Here is a 20,997-nt window from a genome sequence, read left to right as displayed (position 1 = left end):
TATTCCCCGAAACAACTTTCCTAAAAGCGTTATTCACTAAATTTATAATCTATTACAGTTTATAAGGTCTGTTTTTAGATCGTTAATTGAAATGAATACAGTGAAATTAACTAACTTATAGAGCAATGATGTGAAGTCACTTTCACCGATAGACTTAATTGCTAAAAAAGCGTTACAGTTGTTGCGGGTAACGATAACTTGTTATTGATAGTGGTCGTTCGCATAGAATGAAAAAATGATGATTTCAATTTAGGCTAAAAATAAGCCCTAACTATGTTATATCACCCCGTATAGCTCATTATTTACACCATAAACAGGCTTTACAGTGCGATTACCGTTACAACGTTTCTAATAGGATGTCGTAGTCGTTGACGTAAATAGCAAAAGAGTGTGTTGAAAGTAATTAGCTATACGGGAGGGTGTAATCAACCTGGAGACAGAATATGGAAATGTTGTCTGGCGCAGACATGATCGTTCGTTCAATGATCGATCAAGGCGTAAAGCATATCTTCGGATACCCTGGTGGCTCAGTACTGGATATTTACGATGCTCTGCATGAGAAGAGTGATATCGAACACGTACTCGTCCGCCACGAGCAAGCTGCTGTACACATGGCAGATGGTTATGCTCGTGCTACAGGTGATGTGGGTGTAGTGCTTGTTACATCAGGCCCTGGTGCGACGAATGCAATCACTGGTATTGCGACGGCCTACATGGATTCTATCCCTATGGTTGTTTTTTCTGGTCAGGTTATGAGTAACTTGATTGGTAATGATGCCTTCCAAGAGTGTGACATGGTAGGTATTTCTCGACCTGTTGTGAAGCACAGCTTCTTAGTTAAAAAAGCTGAAGATATCCCTGAGATTATCAAAAAAGCTTTTTATATAGCCTCTAGCGGCCGCCCTGGTCCTGTTGTTATCGATATCCCTAAAGATATGCTGAACCCAGCTGAAACTTACCCTTATCAATATCCAGAATCGATTGCGATGCGTTCGTATAACCCAACAACGCAAGGGCACAAAGGTCAGATTAAGCGTGGTCTAAAAGCACTATTATCTGCGAAGAAGCCTGTTCTGTATGTTGGTGGCGGTGCTGTTATTTCTGAATGTGATCAGCAAATCTTAAAATTAGCAGAATCGCTGAATCTTCCTGTCGTTAATACACTGATGGGGTTAGGTGCATTCCCAGGTACGCATAAAAACTGTCTTGGCATGTTAGGCATGCACGGTACATACGAAGCTAATATGGCGATGCATAATGCGGATTTGATCTTTGGTATTGGTGTTCGTTTTGATGATCGAACAACGAACAATGTTGATAAATATTGTCCAAATGCCACGATCATGCACATCGATATCGATCCATCTTCTATCTCAAAAACCATCGCGGTGGATATTCCGATTGTAGGCTCTGCAGAAACGGTTCTAGATTGCATGCTTAAAATGCTCGATGAGCAAGAGAGCAGTAATGACCAAGAGGCGATAGCGAGTTGGTGGGCAGATCTTGAGTCATGGCGTTCACGTAAGTGTTTAAGTTATGAAAGTAATAACGAGCGTATTAAGCCTCAGCAGGTTATTGAATCGCTTTATAAGTTAACCAATGGCGATGCATATGTTGCCTCTGATGTTGGCCAGCACCAGATGTTTGCAGCATTGTATTATCCATTTGATAAACCACGTCGTTGGATTAATTCGGGTGGCCTTGGCACCATGGGCTTTGGTCTTCCTGCTGCCATGGGGGTGAAATTTGCCTTACCTGATGCAGAAGTTGTTTGTGTGACTGGTGACGGTAGTATTCAGATGAATATTCAAGAGTTATCAACGGCGCTTCAGTACGATATCCCTGTTAAAATCATCAACTTAAATAACCGTTTTCTTGGTATGGTAAAACAGTGGCAAGATATGATTTATCAAGGTCGTCACTCACATTCGTATATGGATTCAGTGCCTGATTTTGCTGCAATCGCAGAAGCTTACGGACATGTTGGGGTGCGTATTTCAGATCCCGCGAAACTGGATAGCGAGTTGGAAAAAGCGCTAGCCATGAAAGATAAGTTGGTGTTCGTTGATATTAGTATTGATGAAACCGAGCATGTATATCCAATGTTGATCCGTGGCGGTTCAATGAGCGAAATGTGGTTAAGCAAAACGGAGAGAACATAATGCGCAGAATTATATCGGTATTACTAGAAAATGAACCCGGCGCACTTTCTCGAGTTGTCGGTCTGTTCTCTCAGCGTGGCTATAACATTGAAACACTGACTGTTGCACCGACAGACGATTCAACATTATCACGTTTAAACATTACGACTCATGTTGAAGATGATGCTGTTTATGAACAAATTGAGAAGCAATTACATAAGCTCATTGATATTTTGAAAGTGAGTAATGTAACCGAAGCTGAACATTTAGAGCGAGAGCTAATGTTAGTTAAGGTGAAAGCGAGTGGCTTTGCCCGTGCTGAAGTGAAACGTACGGCAGATATTTTCCGCGGTCAAATTGTTGATGTTACAAGCCAGATTTACACTATTCAGCTAGCAGGCACGAGTGAAAAGTTAGATGCATTCATTGCTGCAGTTAGCGAGGCTACAGATATTGTTGAAGTAGCACGGAGTGGTGTTGTCGGTATTGCTCGTGGAGAGCGCGCACTAAAAGCATAATATTAAATTAGACGTACTAAATAAGCTTGATGTAGGTAAACCCTATATCGGGCTTATTTTTTGCCTGTCATTAGGGCATGTTGACGTTTCAAGATTCAGCCGTTGAAAAAGTAGTGATATTGATACAAACAGTGCTCAAAGTACGTCTATTAGACTAAAGTCTAATAGTGACTCTGTATTGATTAAATCTTGGTACATGGAATGCAGAGAGGTTAGTGCGAAAGGATTCTTGCTTATAGAGGAGGATTGATAATGGTAAACAAATTTCTAGTGCGATTTATGAGCCTGTGTTTATTGATACTTGGTTTTAAGGTGAGTGCGATTTATTTTCTACTCGCAGTACTTCTATTGAATACGCATCATAAGGAAATTTTTGGCTGGTAGCTGCCTATTTGATGAATGTATGTAACGGTGATGAAGTTCGGTTGCAGAAAGCTCGATCATGGAGATCGAGCTTTATCTATCGGTGTCCGTTAAATGGCAATCGATATAAGAATTAGATGTATGCTTTAATGATTTCGACAGCTCGCTTAAAGTGATTATTAAGTAAATCGAGTGCCCGTTGTGTATCTCGCCCTAGCACAGCTTTCATCATCGCGTCATGTTCACCATTATCATGATAACGCTCTTCATAGTGGCGATTGCGGCTTACCCAGACGTGACGGTAACGTTCAATTTGCTCATAAACTTCACGATATAGTTCCAGCATTACCGGTGATTGGCTGCCCGCAAGTAAAGCGAGGTGGAATTCACTGTGCCGATCTTCCCATTCTGTAAAATCAACGTCTGATGCCGCAGGATTTATTTTGCTTAACTTGTGATAGGTAGTGAGAATATTGAGTTCCCATGCCTCGTCACCATTGATGATTGCTCGTTCTAATAATACGCGAGATAAAATCAGATTAGTCTCAAACAGATCTTCAAGTTCATCTACCGAAATGGGGGCAACCCAGCAGCCTTTTTGAGGGGCGAATTTGACGTATTTTTTCCATGACAATTGAACCAGCGCTTCGCGAATGGGTGAGGCTCCGACGTTATAGCGTGCTTTTAAGTCGGCAACGACAAGCTTTTGGCCCGGAGAAAGCTCTCCAAGCAGAATATCTTGTCGTATAACTTCCATAATTTTATTAGTCAAAGTAGGGCTAGACACTAAATTCCTCTCATTTTTATTGTTATTCCCTAATGCTAAGTATGAGTTTTCATTTGCATAGGATATTTCGATGAATATTAGTCAGCAAGAAAGTATTACTTATTAGGCTAGTCGCTCTGGTGGAAATTGTAATACCAGCGAGTGACGATTTATACCTTAGAAGTATCTGCTTATTATGAAGTATACGATTTATGAGGTTAGGGTGCGATATAGAAAAGATGAATTTGTGAGTAAATGCGGATAGGGAGGATATAGAAAAGTGTGAGTATTCGATGCTTTATCAGACGCCAGATACAAAAATGGGAGCCGAAGCTCCCATTTTAAAACTCAGTATACGACTTAAAGTACGTGTACAGAAGCTGTGTTAGTTGTACCAGAAGGAACTAGTGCGCCAGATACCATAACAACGATATCGCCTTTAGCGCCAAGACCAGTTTCTAGCGCGATCTCTTTACCGCGACTGTAGAATGCATCAGTGCTGTCGATAGCATCAACAACGATAGGTGTAACACCTTTCGTTAGACAAAGCTGAGCAGCTGTTTTCTGGTTTGTAGTTACAGCAATAATTTTCGCTGTTGGGAAGTACTTACGGATAGAGCGTGCAGATTTACCCGCTTCAGTAGCAACAATAATTAGAGGAGCATTTAGCTTCTCTGAAGTGTCTACTGCGCCTTTACATACAGCTTCAGTAATACGTAGACGAGAGCTGTCTAGACGAGAACCTAATTCTGCTTTTAACACTGAATCTGTACGCTTACAGATTTGAGCCATGATAGTTACAGCTTCAATTGGGTATTTACCCTTAGCTGATTCACCAGAAAGCATTACTGCATCTGTACCATCCATGATTGCGTTCGCAACGTCACCCGCTTCTGCGCGAGTTGGACGTGGGTTCTTAATCATAGAATCAAGCATTTGAGTTGCAGTGATAACAACTTTACGTGCGCGATTACATTTCTCGATCATCATCTTCTGAGCAAAGATAACTTCTTCTACTGGGATTTCAACACCAAGGTCGCCACGAGCTACCATGATACCGTCAGAAGCTTCTAGGATAGAGTCAAAGTTATCAACGCCTTCCTGGTTTTCGATTTTAGAGATGATTTGAATCTTCTCGCCACCGTTAGCAGTAAGTAGAGCACGGATTTCTTTAACATCATCTTCTTTACGAATGAAAGATGCAGCAACGAAATCAACGCCTTGCTCACAACCGAATACTAGGTCTGCTTTATCTTTTTCAGAAAGAGCAGGAAGCTTTACAGAAACGCCAGGTAGGTTAACACCTTTGTTTTCACCAAGGTCACCGTTGTTAAGTACTTTACACTTAACTTCAGTTTCAGTTGTTTCTAGTACTTCCATTTCGATAAGACCATCATCAACAAGGATGATGTTACCTTTAGTAAGGTCTTTAGCGAAACCTGGGTAAGTTACTGCAACGCAGTCTTGGTTGCCAACAACTGTAATATCAGTTGTGAATGTGAATTCTTGACCAGCAACTAGAGCGAAATCTTCGCCATTTTCTAGTTTGATAGTACGAATTTCAGGACCTTTAGTATCTAGCAAGATAGCTAGAGGCTGAGCAGATGCAGCCATTACTTCACGTAGGTTTACGATACGTTGACCGTGTTCTTCGAAGTTACCGTGAGAGAAGTTTAAACGCATTACGTTCATACCAGCGTTAGCTAGTTTAGTCAGCATTTCTACAGATTCAGTTTTTGGTCCAATCGTACATACGATCTTGGTCTTTTTCATTGAGGACAGTCTCCAGACAATCTTTACCCAAGGGAAATTTAATCACAGTGTTATACCTGAAAGCGAGGCACCAATAATGTTGAATAACGACCTCAAGTTGAGAGGCTAATCACAAAACTGTAACTTGCTGGCTTTCGACTGCGATGATAATACAAAATTTTTACAAAAATATTGCCTTATGAAAGTAAGTTATTCACTTTCATAAGGCATCTCTGTTGATCATAAATTGTCATTTTCTCTCTCTATTGCTCTCACTAATTGACCTTATTTTCATAAAATCAAGTGATAAACAAGCAACTAGTATAGCAGATTTCCTATCCGTTATCACCTTGTGATAGCTGTCATGTTTTTTGTGCGGATATTCAAAGCAATGTAGGACAATTATGTATGTTATCAGGAATAAAGTTTTGTCATTCGTCAATTGTTGAGTGGTTTTTCGCTATTTTTTACAAACAACCTTCCTTATTTCGTTATCACAGTGCGTTATTTCGTCATTAAGATTGTTACTAAGGCATCAGGGTAGCGAAATTTTGTTACATTTTAATGAGTAGTCTGCTGTAAGGGAATACCGTTTTATCTGTTACGACGCGTTGACGGCGTCGGCGGTAATGAATCTAGAGTTCACATTGCGGTTCATTCCACGCTTGTTGGGTTTTTGCTTTATCATGATACGAGGTAGTAAGTTTGAATTTGACGTGGTCTTGTAGGGCATCAGGTAATGGGTAGAGTTAATATGTCTTTGATTTAATTGGTGATGCTGTGGGTATAGATAGAAGCCAATAAACGTACATTTATTGGCTTTAATCGAAAAATTGCATGGTGTCGATGTAAGACTTATCCGTTAGGGAATAGCAGCTCATCAAGCAATGGAATTAATCTATGAATTTCAGGTTTGGTTAACGTTTCTGTAGCGCCAACTTCGAATGCCTTCAGTTTATTTTCTTTTGTCATCGTCGACGAGAAAATTAACACTGGTGGATGATTTGGCTGGCTTGTTATAGTTTTGCATAAATATAAGCCATCTACTTTTGGCATCTCTACATCAGAGACAATAACGCTAATATTTTGTTTATTCGATTCATAAGATTTAAGTGCCTGCTCACCATCGGTAGCTGTTTCAATCAGATAACCAGACTCAGAAACAACATTACTTAATTGCTCCAATATAAACTTAGAGTCATCCGCGATTAGGATTGTATGTTGTGCTCTTCTTCTTTTTTTCTCTGGTGATAAGTCAACATTGTTGTCTGTACTGAGGTTATATTGACTCATATTAATATCTGAATTCATCTCTGCAATAATCAGTTCAAAATCTAGAATAAACACTAGTCGATCATCTAAATTAACTGAAGCCACAATGCAATTATCTTCTCCTGCTAAAGATATCTCGCTAGCCGCTTCTAAATCAGACCATGAAACTCGGTGAATACGGCTAATGGAGTCAATTAAAAAGCCGTTTGTCACGCCATTAAAGTCGGTGACGATAACAAATTGGTTGGATGATGGTTGTTTTTCGGATAACCCTAACCATTTAGCTAAATGGATTAGAGGGGTAACCTTATCTCTTGACTTAAAAACCCCGACTATATGCTTATTGCCTTTCGGGTAATCCGTCATTTCGGGATAACGAATAACTTCCCGCACTTTAGCTACATTAATGCCATAGCTGTTTACTTTCGTTCCGCCATCGGGCAATTCTTTAATGATTTGAAATTCGGCAATTTCTAGTTCATTAGTTCCAGATTCAACTAAAATATTGGAGTTTGACATACTTATATTTCCACCTAAAGAAAGCCTGTTTTTTATGCGTGTGAAGTTACACAACGAAGCAAGCACAAGTTTCTCGCATCATAAGCATCTAATCAAACAATAACATTGATTATTTGAACATAACGTAAACTACCATGCATAATTTATATATAAACAGATCTATTTCTTTGTTTTTGTTAGTAACCGCTCATTGGTTTTTTGCCAGTTACGAATGGGCTAGAGAGTGGTATGCCGTTGGTTAGTTGTGTGGATACATGAAAGAGTATGGCTTGTGATATGTACTATTGGATTGCAGGTAGAAGTGTTGATTGGTGGAAACTTGCTGATAGATTTCTGCGGGGTAGATGGAAAGGCCAGAAGCAGAAAAGGCTTATAGATTTCTCTATAAGCCTTTTCAGAATTTGGTGGCCCCTGTCTGACTTGAACAGACGACCAAGCGATTATGAGTCGCCTGCTCTAACCACTGAGCTAAGGGGCCAGTGTGCGAGAGATTATAGGGGATGCTTTCGATCTTGTCTAGTGAATAAAGCAGATGTTCTGTTTGCTTTTTAGGCAGTTAACACTTTATTTATAAAGGCTTATAAATAAAGCGTTTCTAATTCACTGCCATAAAAAAAGCGAGCTTATTAGCTCGCTTTTTATTAACTACCAATGACTCGTGGGTTACTCGTCAAGGAAGCTACGTAGCACGTCTGAACGGCTTGGGTGACGAAGTTTACGTAATGCTTTGGCTTCGATTTGACGAATACGCTCACGCGTTACGTCGAACTGCTTGCCCACTTCTTCTAGAGTGTGGTCAGTGTTCATATCGATACCAAAACGCATACGAAGTACTTTCGCTTCACGTGGCGTAAGACCCGCTAGAACATCGTTAGTTGCCGCACGCAAGTTAGTTGCTGTTGCTGCATCCATTGGAAGCTGTAGCGTATTATCTTCAATGAAGTCGCCTAGGTGTGAATCTTCATCATCACCAATTGGTGTTTCCATTGAGATTGGTTCTTTCGCAATCTTAAGCACTTTACGGATTTTGTCTTCAGGCATTTGCATGCGCTCAGCCAACTCTTCCGGAATAGGCTCACGACCCATTTCCTGTAGCATTTGACGAGAAATACGATTCAATTTATTGATCGTCTCAATCATGTGCACTGGGATACGGATAGTACGTGCTTGGTCAGCAATCGAGCGAGTGATCGCCTGACGAATCCACCACGTTGCATAAGTCGAGAACTTATAACCACGACGGTATTCAAATTTATCAACAGCTTTCATCAGACCGATGTTACCTTCCTGGATTAGATCCAAGAATTGTAGACCACGGTTGGTGTACTTTTTCGCAATCGAAATAACCAAACGTAAGTTTGCTTCAACCATCTCTTTCTTCGCTCGGCGCGCTTTTGCTTCACCGATAGACATACGACGGCTGATGTCTTTTATACGCTCAATTGATAAGCCTGTTTCTTTTTCAAGAATACGCAATTTAAGCGATGAACGACGAAGATCTTCTTCATAGATCTTTAGACGCTCTGCGTATGGCTTGCCAGAGTTTAGTGCTTCATCAATCCAGTCTGGAGATGACTCATTACCAGCGAAGAATTTAATGAATGTCTTCTTTGGCATTTTGCTGTTATCAACACACATACGCATGATAAGACGCTCGTTCGTGCGTACTTTATCCATTGAATCGCGTAGTGAGCGAACAAGTTTATCAAACTGTTTTGGAATTAAACGGAATTGCTTAAAAATTTCAGAAAGCTCACCTACAGCGACTTCAGTCGTTGCATTGTGACGACCATGCGTATTGATGGCTAATGCCATTTTTTCGTACGAGTGGCGTAGCTCAAGGAACTTTTCACGAGCAAGTTCTGGATCAATACCAGTGTCTTCCTCTTCCTCGTCATCTTCGTCTGTTTCTAGATTTTTGTCTTCGTCTGCAAGATCTTTTTCACTTAGCTCTGAACCGATGTGAGTTGCTGTTGGTGCAGCAGTTTGCTCTTCATTCGGATCAATAAAGCCAGAGATGATGTCGGTAAGACGAAGCTCATCGGCTTCAACTTTATCAAACTGTTCAAGTAAGTAAGCGATGGCTGAAGGGTATTCTGCTACAGAACACTGAACTTGGTTGATGCCATCTTCAATGCGTTTGGCGATATCAATTTCGCCTTCACGAGTCAGTAGTTCTACTGTACCCATTTCACGCATATACATACGAACAGGATCAGTCGTACGACCGATCTCGCTTTCTACGCTAGATAATGCCTGAGCCGCCGCTTCAATAGCGTCTTCATCTGTATTATCTTCTGTCATCATGATTTCATCGGCATCAGGTGCAGTTTCTACAACCTTGATGCCCATGTCATTGATCATTTGGATAATGTCTTCAACCTGATCGGAGTCTACGATATCTTCCGGTAGGTGATCATTTACTTCGGCGTAGGTCAGATAGCCTTGCTCTTTGCCTTTTGCGACAAGTAACTTTAGCTGAGACTGCGGATTTTGCTCCATAGACGGTATCCAACTTCGGGTCTGAGTGAGAATTTAGTATGCTGAAATGCAAACCATTAATTATAACAAATTTCTTAATTGTTGACTACATACTAGCCAGGACGGTTCAGTATAAGTAACTGTAACTCCTGCTTCTCTTCGACTGATAAGCCGACAGTGTTCGATTTAGCCTGCAACTTTTCTATTTGTTGTTTGACACATTGACCAATAATTCGGTCCATTGCGTCTAAAAATACATTTAGAGTCTGATCCTCGTCATCTGACAGAGGCAGTTCCCAAGCGGCCAAACGGGCCATCATGGCTTCTTGCTTATTACCACGCCAGTGCTCTAGTAACTGACCAGTAGTGATATTGGGGTTAGTACGACATTTATCAACTATTGATAGCAATAAATTTAACCCCGGGACATCAATCCCTTCGAAATCCGTCATCTCAAACTCAAGACTATTGACGAAGTTCGGTTTTTGAATCAGTAAAGCGATGGCTTCACGCATAGGGGTGCGTTTAATTTCTGGCGTTGCAATTTTTTTAGTTTCAATACCTTGTTTAGATATTAGCTGCTGAAGTTGTGCTTCGTCAGGTAACCCTAATTTTTTACCTAGCAGTTCACGTAAGTATAGTCGGAGTGTTCCGCCTGGTACTTTATCAATAAGAGGTACCGCCAAAATACTCAATTTGGCCATACCTTCTTTGCTGCTTGTATCAACCTGTAGCATCAAGGTGTTAAAGAGAAATTCTGTTAGTGGCATTGCCTGAGTCGTACGTTCTTCAAAGGCATCTTTACCTTCAGCACGTATGCATGAGTCAGGGTCTTCTCCATCGGGTAAGAACATGAATTTCAATTGGCGACCATCGGTTAGGAAGGGCAAGGCTTGTTCCATTGCTCGCCAAGCCGCTTCACGACCTGCACGGTCACCATCATAACAACATACGACTGTACTGGTTTGACGGAATAAGGTTTGAAGGTGATCACTGGTTGTTGCCGTACCTAGTGAAGCAACGGCGTAATCAACACCAAACTGTGCAAGTGCAACAACATCCATATAACCTTCGACAACCAACAGTTTTGCTGGCTCTCGATGCGCTTGTAACACTTCATAGAGGCCGTATAACTCACGACCTTTATGGAAAATTGGGGTTTCCGGTGAGTTGAGGTATTTAGGTGTACCATCACCTAATACTCGCCCACCAAAACCAATGACACGCCCACGGCGATCATGAATCGGAAACATCACTCGTCCACGGAATCGGTCGTAGCGTCTGCCACTGTCGTTTTCGATTAGCATTCCAGTGGTAACAAGTGCTTTTTGCGATTCAGGATCTCGGCCAAAACGGCTGCGAACCATATCCCATTGATCGGGGATATAACCTATCCCAAATTTTTGTACAACTTCACCAGATAATCCTCGATTTTTTAAATAATCGATCGCGGTTTTTCCATCAGGTGTACGTAATTGAGATTGATAAAATTGTGAAATTAGCCCCATTTGGTCATACAGGCTTCTTTTTTCTGCTGTTCGTGGGCCAGAAGGCTTACCGCCGTCTTCTCGCGGAACTTCAAGACCTAGCTGTGAAGAAAGCTCTTCAATGGCTTCGACGAATTCAAGTCGATCAAATTCCATGACGAAGTCGAGAACATTACCGTGCACACCACAACCAAAACAATGATAGAACTGTTTTTCTTGGCTGACAGAAAAAGATGGGGTTTTCTCATTATGGAAAGGACAACAAGCACCGAAGTTTTTACCTTGTTTTTTTAGCTTCACCCGCGCATCAACTACATCAACGATGTCATGTCGTGTGATGAGATCATCGATAAATGAACGAGGAATTTTTCCTGACATACAGTGAGAGATACCTGAAAGTAATTGAAGGAATAGGGTGTTTATTAGATTGAAAATGGTGAAGAAAAAATACAAACAAGCCGTGCGTTCCTAATGGATTGCACGGCTTGCTGGTAGAACTGGGTTAGTTTTAACCTAATTTAGCTTTCACTAATTGGCTAACTTTTCCCATGTCGGCACGACCCTGAATAAGCGGTTTCAATACACCCATGAGCTTACCCATGTCTTGCATGCTGACAGCACCAGTTGAAGCAACTGCTTCATCCAATAAAGCGACAACTTCGTCATCACTCAGTGGTTGAGGCATAAATTCATCAAGTACTGCAATTTCAGCAAGTTCAACATCAGCAAGATCTTGTCGATTTGCAGCTTCATATTGAGCTACAGAATCACGGCGTTGCTTAACCATTTTAACTAATACTGCTAGCACGTCTTCATCAGAAAGCGTAATTCTTTCATCAACTTCACGTTGCTTTATGGCAGCAAGAACTAAACGGATGGCACCAAGGCGAGGTTTATTTCTCGCTTTCATTGCCGCTTTTTGTTCGTCTTTAAGACGTTCAGTCAGAGTCATTACGCGGTCCTTTCGTTATCTGTGGATTAGTACAGACGAACGCGACGCGCGTTTTCGCGAGCCAATTTCTTCAGGTGACGCTTAACTGCCGCTGCTTTAGCACGCTTACGTACAGTAGTTGGCTTTTCGAAGTGCTCGCGACGACGAACTTCAGAAAGGATACCTGCTTTTTCACAAGAGCGCTTAAAGCGACGTAGTGCTACGTCGAACGGTTCGTTTTCACGTACTTTGATTACTGGCATGTAATACTCACCTCAGAGTGATTCGGTTATACGCTGACGATCAATGTCAGCTGAATTTAAAAATGGTGCGAAATTCTAATCTGATCTTGGGGTGTTTGTAAAGCATTCACCACCATGAACTGGTTAATTTCTGTCAAGGGCGGTAACATAAGCTCCAATTACTCCCCTTAATCCCAGTTTGAAGCGTTGTTTGCTCCAAAAGATAGCGTAATTTATCAGATTGGTACCCTAATAGTATAGAGGTTGTTATGCGTATATTGGGCATCGAAACGTCTTGTGATGAAACTGGCGTTGCGATTTTCGATGATGAGCAAGGTTTGCTGTCACATGAGCTTTACAGTCAAGTGAAATTGCATGCTGATTATGGTGGTGTTGTACCCGAATTAGCTTCTCGTGATCATGTTAAAAAAACCATTCCGTTAATCAAAGAAGCATTGAAAAAAGCGGGATTAACACCTGCAGACCTTGATGGTGTTGCTTATACCGCAGGACCTGGTTTGGTTGGGGCGTTATTAGTGGGCGCAACCATTGGTCGTAGTCTTGCATATTCGTGGGGTTTACCCGCTGTGGCTGTACACCATATGGAAGGGCATTTACTGGCTCCAATGCTAGAAGATAACGCCCCTGATTTCCCATTTGTGGCACTGCTGGTTTCTGGTGGTCATACCATGATGGTTGAAGTTCAAGGTATTGGTGAATATCAAATTTTAGGTGAGTCTGTTGATGATGCGGCAGGTGAAGCTTTTGATAAAACAGCCAAGCTTATGGGTTTAGATTACCCTGGTGGTCCGTTGCTATCAAAGTTGGCTGAAAAGGGTACCAAAGGGCGTTTTAAATTCCCTCGTCCTATGACAGATCGACCTGGTTTAGACTTCAGTTTTTCAGGCCTAAAAACGTTTGCAGCGAATACAATTCGAGCCAACGACGATGACGAACAAACGCGTGCTGATATTGCATTTGCTTTCCAAGAAGCGGTGGTTGATACATTGGCAATTAAGTGTAAACGCGCACTTAAACAAACGGGTTTGAAACGCTTGGTTATCGCTGGCGGGGTAAGTGCTAATTCTTACTTACGTCAAGAGTTAGGTTCATTGATGACAAAACTGAATGGTGAGGTTTTTTATCCTCGCACAGAGTTTTGTACGGATAACGGTGCAATGATCGCGTATGCAGGAATGCAGCGATTGAAAAATAAAGAATTGATGGATTTGAGTGTAAAAGCGTACCCACGCTGGCCGATCGATCAGTTGAAACCGTTAAAAAAATAAATATCAAACTGGTTGTTAATTAAACACTATTTGATGTTTAACTACGCTAGTTTAATAACAGATGGGCCGTATAAATCACGCTATTTAAGTTTGGTTTTACGGCTTATTTTTTGCCATATTTTTGTTTCTTTACCTTCTAATAATCGACGTACATTGTCATGGTGACGTAATACGATAAGGCAAGAAAGCATCGAGACTGCCATTGTATATTCAGGTTTAACGAGCCATGTCAGCATTGGGGCTGCAAGTGCCGTAATCAGTGAACCTAGCGATGAATAGCCAGTAATACATACAGTTAGCAGCCAAGTGCCAATGAGCATCCCACTCAGATCCCAGCCGATAGGGGCCAGTGCACCAAGTGCTGTAGCAACACCTTTCCCACCTCTAAAATGGAAAAAGATCGGATATATATGCCCAAGGCAGGCTGCAATGCCAATAATGCCCAATAAAAAGGGATTAATATTGAGGAAGTAACTTAGCCAAACGGGCAACATACCTTTTAGAACATCACATACCAGTACCATGCCCGCTGCACTTTTACCGCCTAAGCGTAAAACATTGGTGGCACCAGGATTACCTGAACCTGAATCTCGGGGATCGGGCAAGCGATAAAGCCGGCTAATTAAAACCGCACTTGATATAGAGCCTAATAAGTAGGCCCCTATGATGATCAAAAGAACTAATGGTGTCATGTGAAATTCCAGCTCGGTCGCGATAATGTCACTGTTGTATCATTCCGGCTTATCTGATGATAATCACCTGGTTTCATTCCAGAAATTCATGCGTGTGGTATAATGCCGCTTCAGGTTGCCATGCAATATGATGACCTGATGAATGAATGTCATGATTTTTGACGATTACGACCTGATAATACGCGCTTTTGCTCAAATTAGGTATCCGACCTCTAACAAAATTAGCGATTGAAAATGGATTTAGTATTTATCGAACATCTTGAGGTTATCGCCACAATAGGGGCGTATGACTGGGAACAAGAAATTAAGCAAAAACTCGTGATCGATTTGGAAATGGCTCACGATAATCGACCAGCTGCAAGCAGTGATGATGTGATACATGCTCTTGATTATGCGACTGTGAGTAATGCTGTGACTTCGCATGTACAAAACAATGATTTTTTATTGGTTGAACGTGTGGCTGAAGAAGTCGCTTCATTGATCATGGAGCAATTCTCTGTACCTTGGTTGAAGGTACGTGTAACTAAGCCTGGTGCTGTGGTTAATGCTCGAGGTGTTGGGGTTCAGATTGAAAGAGGCTCGAAGTGAGCACCGTTTATATCAGCCTAGGATCTAACATTCAGCGTGAATATCATATTCACGCTGCAATTGCTGAGCTTAAAAAAATCAGTTCAACATGTCAGGTATCGCGTTTGTTTGAAGCTGAACCTGTCGGGTTTAGTGGTCCTAATTTTTTTAATTGTGTTGTTGAAATAGAAACGTCGCTTTCGTTTGATACGCTGCAACAAACGTTGAAAGAACTGGAATTGCAATATGGACGATCGCCCAATGCGCAAAAAAATCAGAGCCGTACGTTGGATCTAGATATTTTGTTATTTGGTGATGTGTGCCGAGATTCTGCGCCTATTTTACCTCGTTCTGATATTTATAAATTTGCTTTTGTATTGTGGCCACTAACAGAACTTTGTCCTGATCGTGTTATCCCTGGTGATGACCGTACAGTAGCCCAACTATGGCAATCATTTGAGCATTCACAGGCATTATGGCCTGTTGAAATAGCCGTAACCGTTTAAAAAGGATATTGAACTCCATGAGTCACTTTGAAGCCTTTATGTTAGCGCTTATTCAAGGGTTAACAGAATTCCTTCCTGTCTCGAGCTCTGCACACTTAATTCTACCGTCGGAAATTCTAGGTTGGCCTGATCAAGGGCTTGCTTTTGATGTCGCAGTACACGTTGGTACGCTAGCTGCGGTTATTCTTTATTTCCGTAAAGAAGTGGTGACATTACTTTCAGCCTGGATTGCCTCTATTTTTAAAGGCAAGCATACAGCGGAATCTAAACTGACATGGATGATTGCATTAGCCACAATACCTGCCTGTATTTTTGGCTTGTTCATGAAAGACTTTATTGAACTGTATTTGCGTTCAGCATGGGTAATTGCTGCAACCACTATTATCTTTGCATTTTTGTTATGGTGGGTAGATAAGCATTCAGAGCATAAGTTTGATGAGTATCAAACGGGTTGGAAACGTGCGTTATTTATTGGTTTAGCACAGGCTGCGGCTATTATTCCGGGCACATCTCGTTCGGGTGCGACAATGACTGCGGCGTTGTATTTAGGTTTTACCCGTGAAGCGGCTGCGCGTTTTTCATTTTTAATGTCGATACCGATTATTGTGTTAGCGGGCAGTTACCTTGGTTTGAAACTGGTGACAAGCGGTGAACCAATTGATTTCAGCGCATTAAGTATCGGGATTGCAGTGTCATTCATTAGTGCTTATGCGTGTATTCATGCATTTCTAAAGCTGGTAACACGCGTAGGTATGATGCCTTTCGTAATTTATCGCTTAGTGCTGGGTTTCGGTCTTATTGCTTTTTTACTTAGTAAATAAAGAGTACTTAGTAAGTAAATAGTACGTCGCACCTAGCATTTGAGTACGGATATAAAAAAGCCCTGTAACCGTGTCTATTATAAATAGGTTCGGTTACAGGGCTTTATTTTTATTTAAAAATGTCTCATTGCTTAAGCTTTAGATTGTAAAGGCTTTATGGCTAATTCCACTGCTGCAGTGCGATGAATCGCTAATTGTTCTTTGATGTCTTTTCCTTTAAAGCCCGCCGCAACAATAGGTTTTACGTCAACTTGCTGAGCGGCATCAAATGCGGCGAGTAAAATGTCAGCTTGTAAATAGGCATCATTTTCATGTCCTGTACGGCCGCGAGCATCTGCGCGACAGCAAAGTGCAAGCTGAATAACGCGCTCGGGTTTTCGCCAGCTATCAATTTGATCCAAAATATTTACAAATGTAGCAGATCGCATTTCATTGGCGTGATGAATTTTGGTGTGTTGAGCACATACCATTAAGGCTGTATCACGGTAATCATTGGGTACGCGTAAACGTTGGCATAAGGCTTTAATAGGTTTTAGCCCGTCTTTACAATGCATTTTGTGGCTAGGTAGATCTGCTTTCGGTGAAAGGGCTTTACCGAGATCATGTACTTGAGCAGCAAAACGGATCACTTTATCTGATGATAACTCTGCGGCTTGTTTCGCCACCATCAAAGTATGGATACCGCAATCAATCTCAGGATGCCATTGCGCTGGCTGTGGAACACCAAATAATGCATCGATTTCTGGCATTACCACCTTTAACGCGCCACATTGGCGTAATACGGTAAGAAAGACCTCTGGGTTTTCTGTCGATAATGACTTCTCCCACTCTTTCCATACGCGCTCAGGGGTTAATGCTTCGAGTTCGCCTGCAACAACCATTTCTTGCATGAGGGCGATAGTTTCAGGCGCAATCGTGAAGCCTAAATGCGCAAAGCGAGCAGAGAAACGTGCCACACGAAGCACGCGTAATGGGTCTTCAACAAAAGCCGGAGAAACATGGCGTAATATCTTGTTATTAAGATCCTGCTGACCGTTATAGGGGTCAATTAAACGACCATCATTTTCTTGTGCAATCGCATTAATGGTGAGATCGCGGCGCATTAGATCTTGCTCTAAGGTCACGTTAGGTGCGGAATAACAAATGAAGCCAGTATAGCCTTTGCCTGATTTACGCTCGGTGCGTGCTAGGGCATATTCTTGTTTCGTTTTTGGGTGTAAGAATACCGGAAAGTCGCTACCCACTTGCTCATAACCTTGAGCAAGCATTTGTTCTGGTGTTGCCCCTACGACCATCCAGTCTTTATCGACGACTTTCAACCCTAACAGTGCGTCACGTACTGCACCACCGACAAGATATGTCTGCAAAATTTGCTCCTATATTCCCGCTGTTTATTTAGCAAAGATGTATCATATACCCATGTTACCTCAAGGTGCTTTGTCAGGCACAAGCTCGGAGACCAGAACAAGGCGCAACATGAGGTAATGGTATTCCCTTGTTGATTGTTGCAACGCTGAGCTGGTTTTCTAGCTTGCGCCCCGTAGGGTAAGGCAACTCGCACCAATCTGCGTTGTTATAAAATCTCTATGTAGCATAACTATACCTCAATTTTATGCCTAGCATCTTGGCTCGATTTGCCTTGCTGACTTTGCACCTTGAAGTATCATGGGTATAGGTCTAATTATTGCTTGAAGTTCAGACCTTTTGCTTCCTTGGTAGTGTCATTGAATCCTGAAGGTATACAATGGTACCTATCAAAGGGTCTTTTGCTTTATTAGAACACAGCAATAACTATTTGAATATTAACGATCCATACACGTTCTACACATTGATGTAACGCATCTACAAAAGGCATTATTAGAATCAACTCCTTTCTAGCGGCGTTATCGAACTTATAAAAGAGAACTGTGTCGGATTATGAATTAAGTCTATTTAGGTGCAGAGTATAAATCATGTACAAGGATTTTTTCGGGATAACTGAAACGCCATTTTCGATTGTTCCAAGTGCTCGCTTTCTTTATTTAAGCGAGCGACACAGGGAAGCTCTCACTCACATGTTGGCAGGGCTGTCTGATGGTGGCGGTTTTGCGCTATTAACGGGCGAAGTGGGAACAGGGAAAACGACGGTATTACGCGCATTAATCTCTCGCTTAACCCAAGAAACACAAGTGGCGGTTATTCTTAACCCTGCTTTGTCGGCTCATGACTTGTTAGCTGCTATTTGTGATGAGCTCGGGTTGGGTTATGTGGACAATGCGAGCTTTAAAGTCTTAACAGACACTATCTATCAACATTTATTGAAGAATCACAGTGAAGGAAAGCAAACTTTACTGTTAGTCGATGAAGCGCAGCATTTAATGTCTGATGTGCTGGAACAACTACGGTTATTGACTAATCTAGAAACGGATAGCCGTAAGTTGCTGAAAGTAGTGTTGATCGGGCAGCCTGAATTGCAATATTTGTTGCAACAAGACAACCTTCGTCAATTGGCTCAACGTATAACCTCTCGCTATCACTTACTGCCATTAACACCAGATGAAGTCGGTGAATATGTGAATTACCGTTTACGCGCGGTAAATTGTCTTTACCCTGTGTTTGATACTTCAGTTGTTCGTCAGCTTGCAAAAGCAACGGGTGGGGTTCCACGACTGATTAACCTTGTCTGTGATAAGGCGATGCAGCGAGCATGTCAACATTCACGCCACCAAGTCACCAAGGTGATGATGACTCAGGCATGTGATGATGTGCTTAGTTGGCAATTACCTGCAGCTCAAGCGGCTCGCTATTCTTCTGCAGCAATACCAGCAGGATTCATTCGATGGGGAACGACAGCGCTGGTAGCTGTTTTACTCGCTGGTGGTGGCTGGTATTGGAGCAGCCAGCAGGAAGACGGTTATACCGCGACAGCTACTGTAACAACAGTACCCGTTTCTACCGTTCACGTGAACGAACCCGCTCCTGTTTTTGCTGAATCTGTTGAAGAGGTTGAAATTGTTAAAGTGGCGACACCAGTAGAACGTCTTCAAGCGGCGATAACGCAAAGTCGACATGAACGACAAGCCATGCAATCGCTTTATCAATTGTGGGGGTTTGACACCGCGCTTAACCAAGCGAATTGTACAACGAGCCAACGAATTCAATTGACTTGCCATCAAGGTAATACGGATCTAAATCGATTAGGTTTAATCAATCGCCCAGCAATGGTGACTTTACAAGATAGCCAGCAACAAACGTTTTATGCCGTTGTTTATGCCGTTACAGCAAAGCGCATTGAGTTATTATTTGGTGGCGAACGGATTGCAGTTAAACCCGAGTGGTTTGAACAACACTGGCAGGGTGAATATACCTTATTGTGGCGTCCTCCTCATGGTAGTAAAACAACCATTCGTTATGGTCAGCAAGGGCCACGTGTTGCATGGCTTAGTCAGCAACTCAATTCCTTTTTAGGAGAAACTCAAACCCATTCTGATTATTTTGGTCAATCGGTATTAGATAAATTGCGTCGTTTTCAGCGATCGCAAGATTTAGCTGCAGATGGTATAGCGGGTCCTTTGACGCTAATGGTACTTGATTCTGCGTTGAATCTGCCTGGCCCGACATTGCAACCGGAGAGAAGCTAATGTCCAATTTGTTGAACGCGATTGAGCAGTCAGAGCAAGGACACTCAGCACAACAATCTCAGCCTGTTACTCATCAGGTACCCCATGGCAATGCGACGGTACATCCATTAAAACAAGATAAACTGACACCGAAAGTATCTGGTTGGTTACTGCCCTTAGTGATAGCTATTCTACCGGCCGTATTGATCGTCGGTTATAAGATACAAGTGTCTTCTGAAACAGTGTTAACGCCACAATCGCTTGAACCATTGACTCAGCCTCAGGAAGTACGCGTTATTGCCCCTGAGCGTGTGATACAGAGCGTAACGACGGTTAAATCGGTAAAGGCTAAGCCAGCAAGGGTAAGCAGCGCAGACGGTCAATTTGTGTTTTTAGCCTATCCAGAGTTAGTGACTGAGCCATTGCCTTTAGGTGATAGACAATATTTCGCTCAACCTGCCTATGCTGAGATTCAGACCGATACTCGACCAGCAAGCGTACCGATACCTCGTAAGGGGGCAGAACGTTATACCAATGAAAGTGCAAGTCGTGATCGCTCAGCATCATCCGAGACCGATCTTTTGCAATTGGATAACCTTGATTTATCGGGCTTATCACCACAGCTCGCCCGGCAGTTGAAATCGGCGATTGCAGCAACAGATGAGACGCCGTATTACGATAGCGAACCCACAGAAAGACGAGCAGTGCCGCAAACTAACCCTGAGCCAGCCATTGTGCCTCTTGGTCAATTGCCTGTTGCCGTTCAGGAGCGCTTACCGTCACTGAACTTTGAGCAGCATATTTACTCATCAACGCCAGAAAGCCGTTGGGTGAAAGTGAATGGTCGAGAGGTGTTTGAAGGTGATGAGGTCACTGATGGTGTGAAAATCTACCGAATTGATCCACGCCAAGTTGTGTTGGCATTCGATGGTTATTTAGTTTCGATGCCAGCGCTTTCTGAGTGGTAAGTGTTTTGAGGAGGCTTGGGTATACCGTTAATAGATAAAAAAATGGCAGCCCATAGGCTGCCATTTTTATTAGGTAATCTATT

At 42.2% G+C, this 20,997-nt stretch carries 17 protein-coding genes and 1 tRNA gene; 8 read left to right on the top strand and 10 right to left on the bottom strand.

What is annotated here, in order from left to right:
- The first annotated feature begins 443 nt into the window (after nt 1-443).
- Both C9J12_RS13650 and ilvN read left to right on the top strand, forming a co-directional pair.
- Nucleotides 444-2,162: an acetolactate synthase 3 large subunit gene (locus C9J12_RS13650; protein ID WP_107243220.1), complete on the top strand. Its 1,719-nt coding sequence runs from the start codon at nt 444-446 to the stop codon at nt 2,160-2,162.
- On the top strand, nt 2,162-2,659 hold the full coding sequence (gene ilvN, locus C9J12_RS13645; RefSeq protein WP_011217215.1) for an acetolactate synthase small subunit: 498 nt from the start codon (nt 2,162-2,164) through the stop codon (nt 2,657-2,659). The genes C9J12_RS13650 and ilvN overlap by 1 nt, the downstream gene beginning before the upstream one ends.
- Before the next feature lie 496 nt (nt 2,660-3,155).
- Here ilvN and C9J12_RS13640 read toward each other — a convergent pair whose 3' ends face one another.
- From C9J12_RS13640 to rpsU, 8 genes are all read right to left on the bottom strand, one after another.
- Nucleotides 3,156-3,779, bottom strand: a complete 624-nt coding sequence (locus C9J12_RS13640) for an FCD domain-containing protein (RefSeq protein WP_081470316.1) — start codon at nt 3,777-3,779, stop codon at nt 3,156-3,158.
- 369 nt (nt 3,780-4,148) lie between these two features.
- Nucleotides 4,149-5,561: a pyruvate kinase PykF gene (gene pykF / locus C9J12_RS13635; RefSeq protein ID WP_107243219.1), complete on the bottom strand. Its 1,413-nt coding sequence runs from the start codon at nt 5,559-5,561 to the stop codon at nt 4,149-4,151.
- Between the two features lie 834 nt (nt 5,562-6,395).
- Nucleotides 6,396-7,331, bottom strand: a complete 936-nt coding sequence (locus C9J12_RS13630; RefSeq protein ID WP_107243218.1) for a chemotaxis protein CheV — start codon at nt 7,329-7,331, stop codon at nt 6,396-6,398.
- Nucleotides 7,332-7,733: 402 nt separating this feature from the next.
- Nucleotides 7,734-7,809, bottom strand: a tRNA-Ile gene (locus C9J12_RS13625).
- Nucleotides 7,810-7,994: 185 nt separating this feature from the next.
- Nucleotides 7,995-9,833 carry an RNA polymerase sigma factor RpoD gene (gene rpoD / locus C9J12_RS13620; protein WP_107243217.1) on the bottom strand — a complete coding sequence of 613 codons (1,839 nt, stop codon included), beginning with the start codon at nt 9,831-9,833 and terminating at the stop codon, nt 7,995-7,997.
- A 92-nt stretch (nt 9,834-9,925) separates the two neighbouring features.
- The gene (gene dnaG, locus C9J12_RS13615; protein ID WP_107243216.1) at nt 9,926-11,677 is read right to left on the bottom strand and encodes a DNA primase; all 1,752 of its coding nucleotides are present in this window, start codon (nt 11,675-11,677) and stop codon (nt 9,926-9,928) included.
- 130 nt (nt 11,678-11,807) lie between these two features.
- Complete coding sequence (locus tag C9J12_RS13610; protein WP_107243215.1) at nt 11,808-12,251, bottom strand: GatB/YqeY domain-containing protein; 444 nt, start codon at nt 12,249-12,251, stop codon at nt 11,808-11,810.
- A gap of 26 nt (nt 12,252-12,277) precedes the next feature.
- Nucleotides 12,278-12,493 (bottom strand): 30S ribosomal protein S21, encoded by a 216-nt coding sequence (rpsU, locus tag C9J12_RS13605; protein WP_005301411.1) that lies wholly within the window; start codon nt 12,491-12,493, stop codon nt 12,278-12,280.
- 248 nt (nt 12,494-12,741) lie between these two features.
- Between rpsU and tsaD the strand changes: the two genes are divergently transcribed.
- Nucleotides 12,742-13,761, top strand: coding sequence for a tRNA (adenosine(37)-N6)-threonylcarbamoyltransferase complex transferase subunit TsaD (gene tsaD / locus C9J12_RS13600; protein WP_107243214.1), 1,020 nt, complete (start codon nt 12,742-12,744; stop codon nt 13,759-13,761).
- Between the two features lie 80 nt (nt 13,762-13,841).
- On the opposite strand, the gene plsY is transcribed toward tsaD, so the two are convergent.
- Complete coding sequence (gene plsY, locus C9J12_RS13595; RefSeq protein ID WP_107243213.1) at nt 13,842-14,453, bottom strand: glycerol-3-phosphate 1-O-acyltransferase PlsY; 612 nt, start codon at nt 14,451-14,453, stop codon at nt 13,842-13,844.
- Nucleotides 14,454-14,687: 234 nt separating this feature from the next.
- Between plsY and folB the strand changes: the two genes are divergently transcribed.
- From folB to C9J12_RS13580, 3 genes are read left to right on the top strand one after another with little or no spacing between them, the layout of a single operon-like run.
- Nucleotides 14,688-15,041, top strand: coding sequence for a dihydroneopterin aldolase (gene folB, locus C9J12_RS13590; RefSeq protein ID WP_107243212.1), 354 nt, complete (start codon nt 14,688-14,690; stop codon nt 15,039-15,041).
- Nucleotides 15,038-15,526 (top strand): 2-amino-4-hydroxy-6-hydroxymethyldihydropteridine diphosphokinase, encoded by a 489-nt coding sequence (folK, locus tag C9J12_RS13585; RefSeq protein WP_107243211.1) that lies wholly within the window; start codon nt 15,038-15,040, stop codon nt 15,524-15,526. Before folB ends, folK begins: the two co-directional genes overlap by 4 nt.
- Nucleotides 15,527-15,543: 17 nt before the next feature.
- A complete protein-coding gene (locus C9J12_RS13580) occupies nt 15,544-16,347 on the top strand; it encodes an undecaprenyl-diphosphate phosphatase (protein ID WP_107243210.1) in 804 nt (267 codons plus the stop codon).
- 131 nt (nt 16,348-16,478) lie between these two features.
- On the opposite strand, the gene C9J12_RS13575 is transcribed toward C9J12_RS13580, so the two are convergent.
- On the bottom strand, nt 16,479-17,714 hold the full coding sequence (locus C9J12_RS13575; RefSeq protein WP_107243209.1) for a multifunctional CCA addition/repair protein: 1,236 nt from the start codon (nt 17,712-17,714) through the stop codon (nt 16,479-16,481).
- A 585-nt stretch (nt 17,715-18,299) separates the two neighbouring features.
- Between C9J12_RS13575 and C9J12_RS13570 the strand changes: the two genes are divergently transcribed.
- Nucleotides 18,300-19,967 (top strand): ExeA family protein, encoded by a 1,668-nt coding sequence (locus C9J12_RS13570; protein ID WP_107243208.1) that lies wholly within the window; start codon nt 18,300-18,302, stop codon nt 19,965-19,967.
- The gene (locus C9J12_RS13565; RefSeq protein ID WP_107243207.1) at nt 19,967-20,914 is read left to right on the top strand and encodes a general secretion pathway protein GspB; all 948 of its coding nucleotides are present in this window, start codon (nt 19,967-19,969) and stop codon (nt 20,912-20,914) included. The genes C9J12_RS13570 and C9J12_RS13565 overlap by 1 nt, the downstream gene beginning before the upstream one ends.
- Nucleotides 20,915-20,997 lie beyond the last annotated feature (83 nt).

Origin of the sequence: Photobacterium frigidiphilum (genome assembly GCF_003025615.1) — a bacterium.
Classification (GTDB): Bacteria; Pseudomonadota; Gammaproteobacteria; order Enterobacterales; family Vibrionaceae; genus Photobacterium; species Photobacterium frigidiphilum.
Note: the sequence above shows the minus strand (reverse complement) of the source record. Positions and strands in the feature narration are given on the sequence as shown.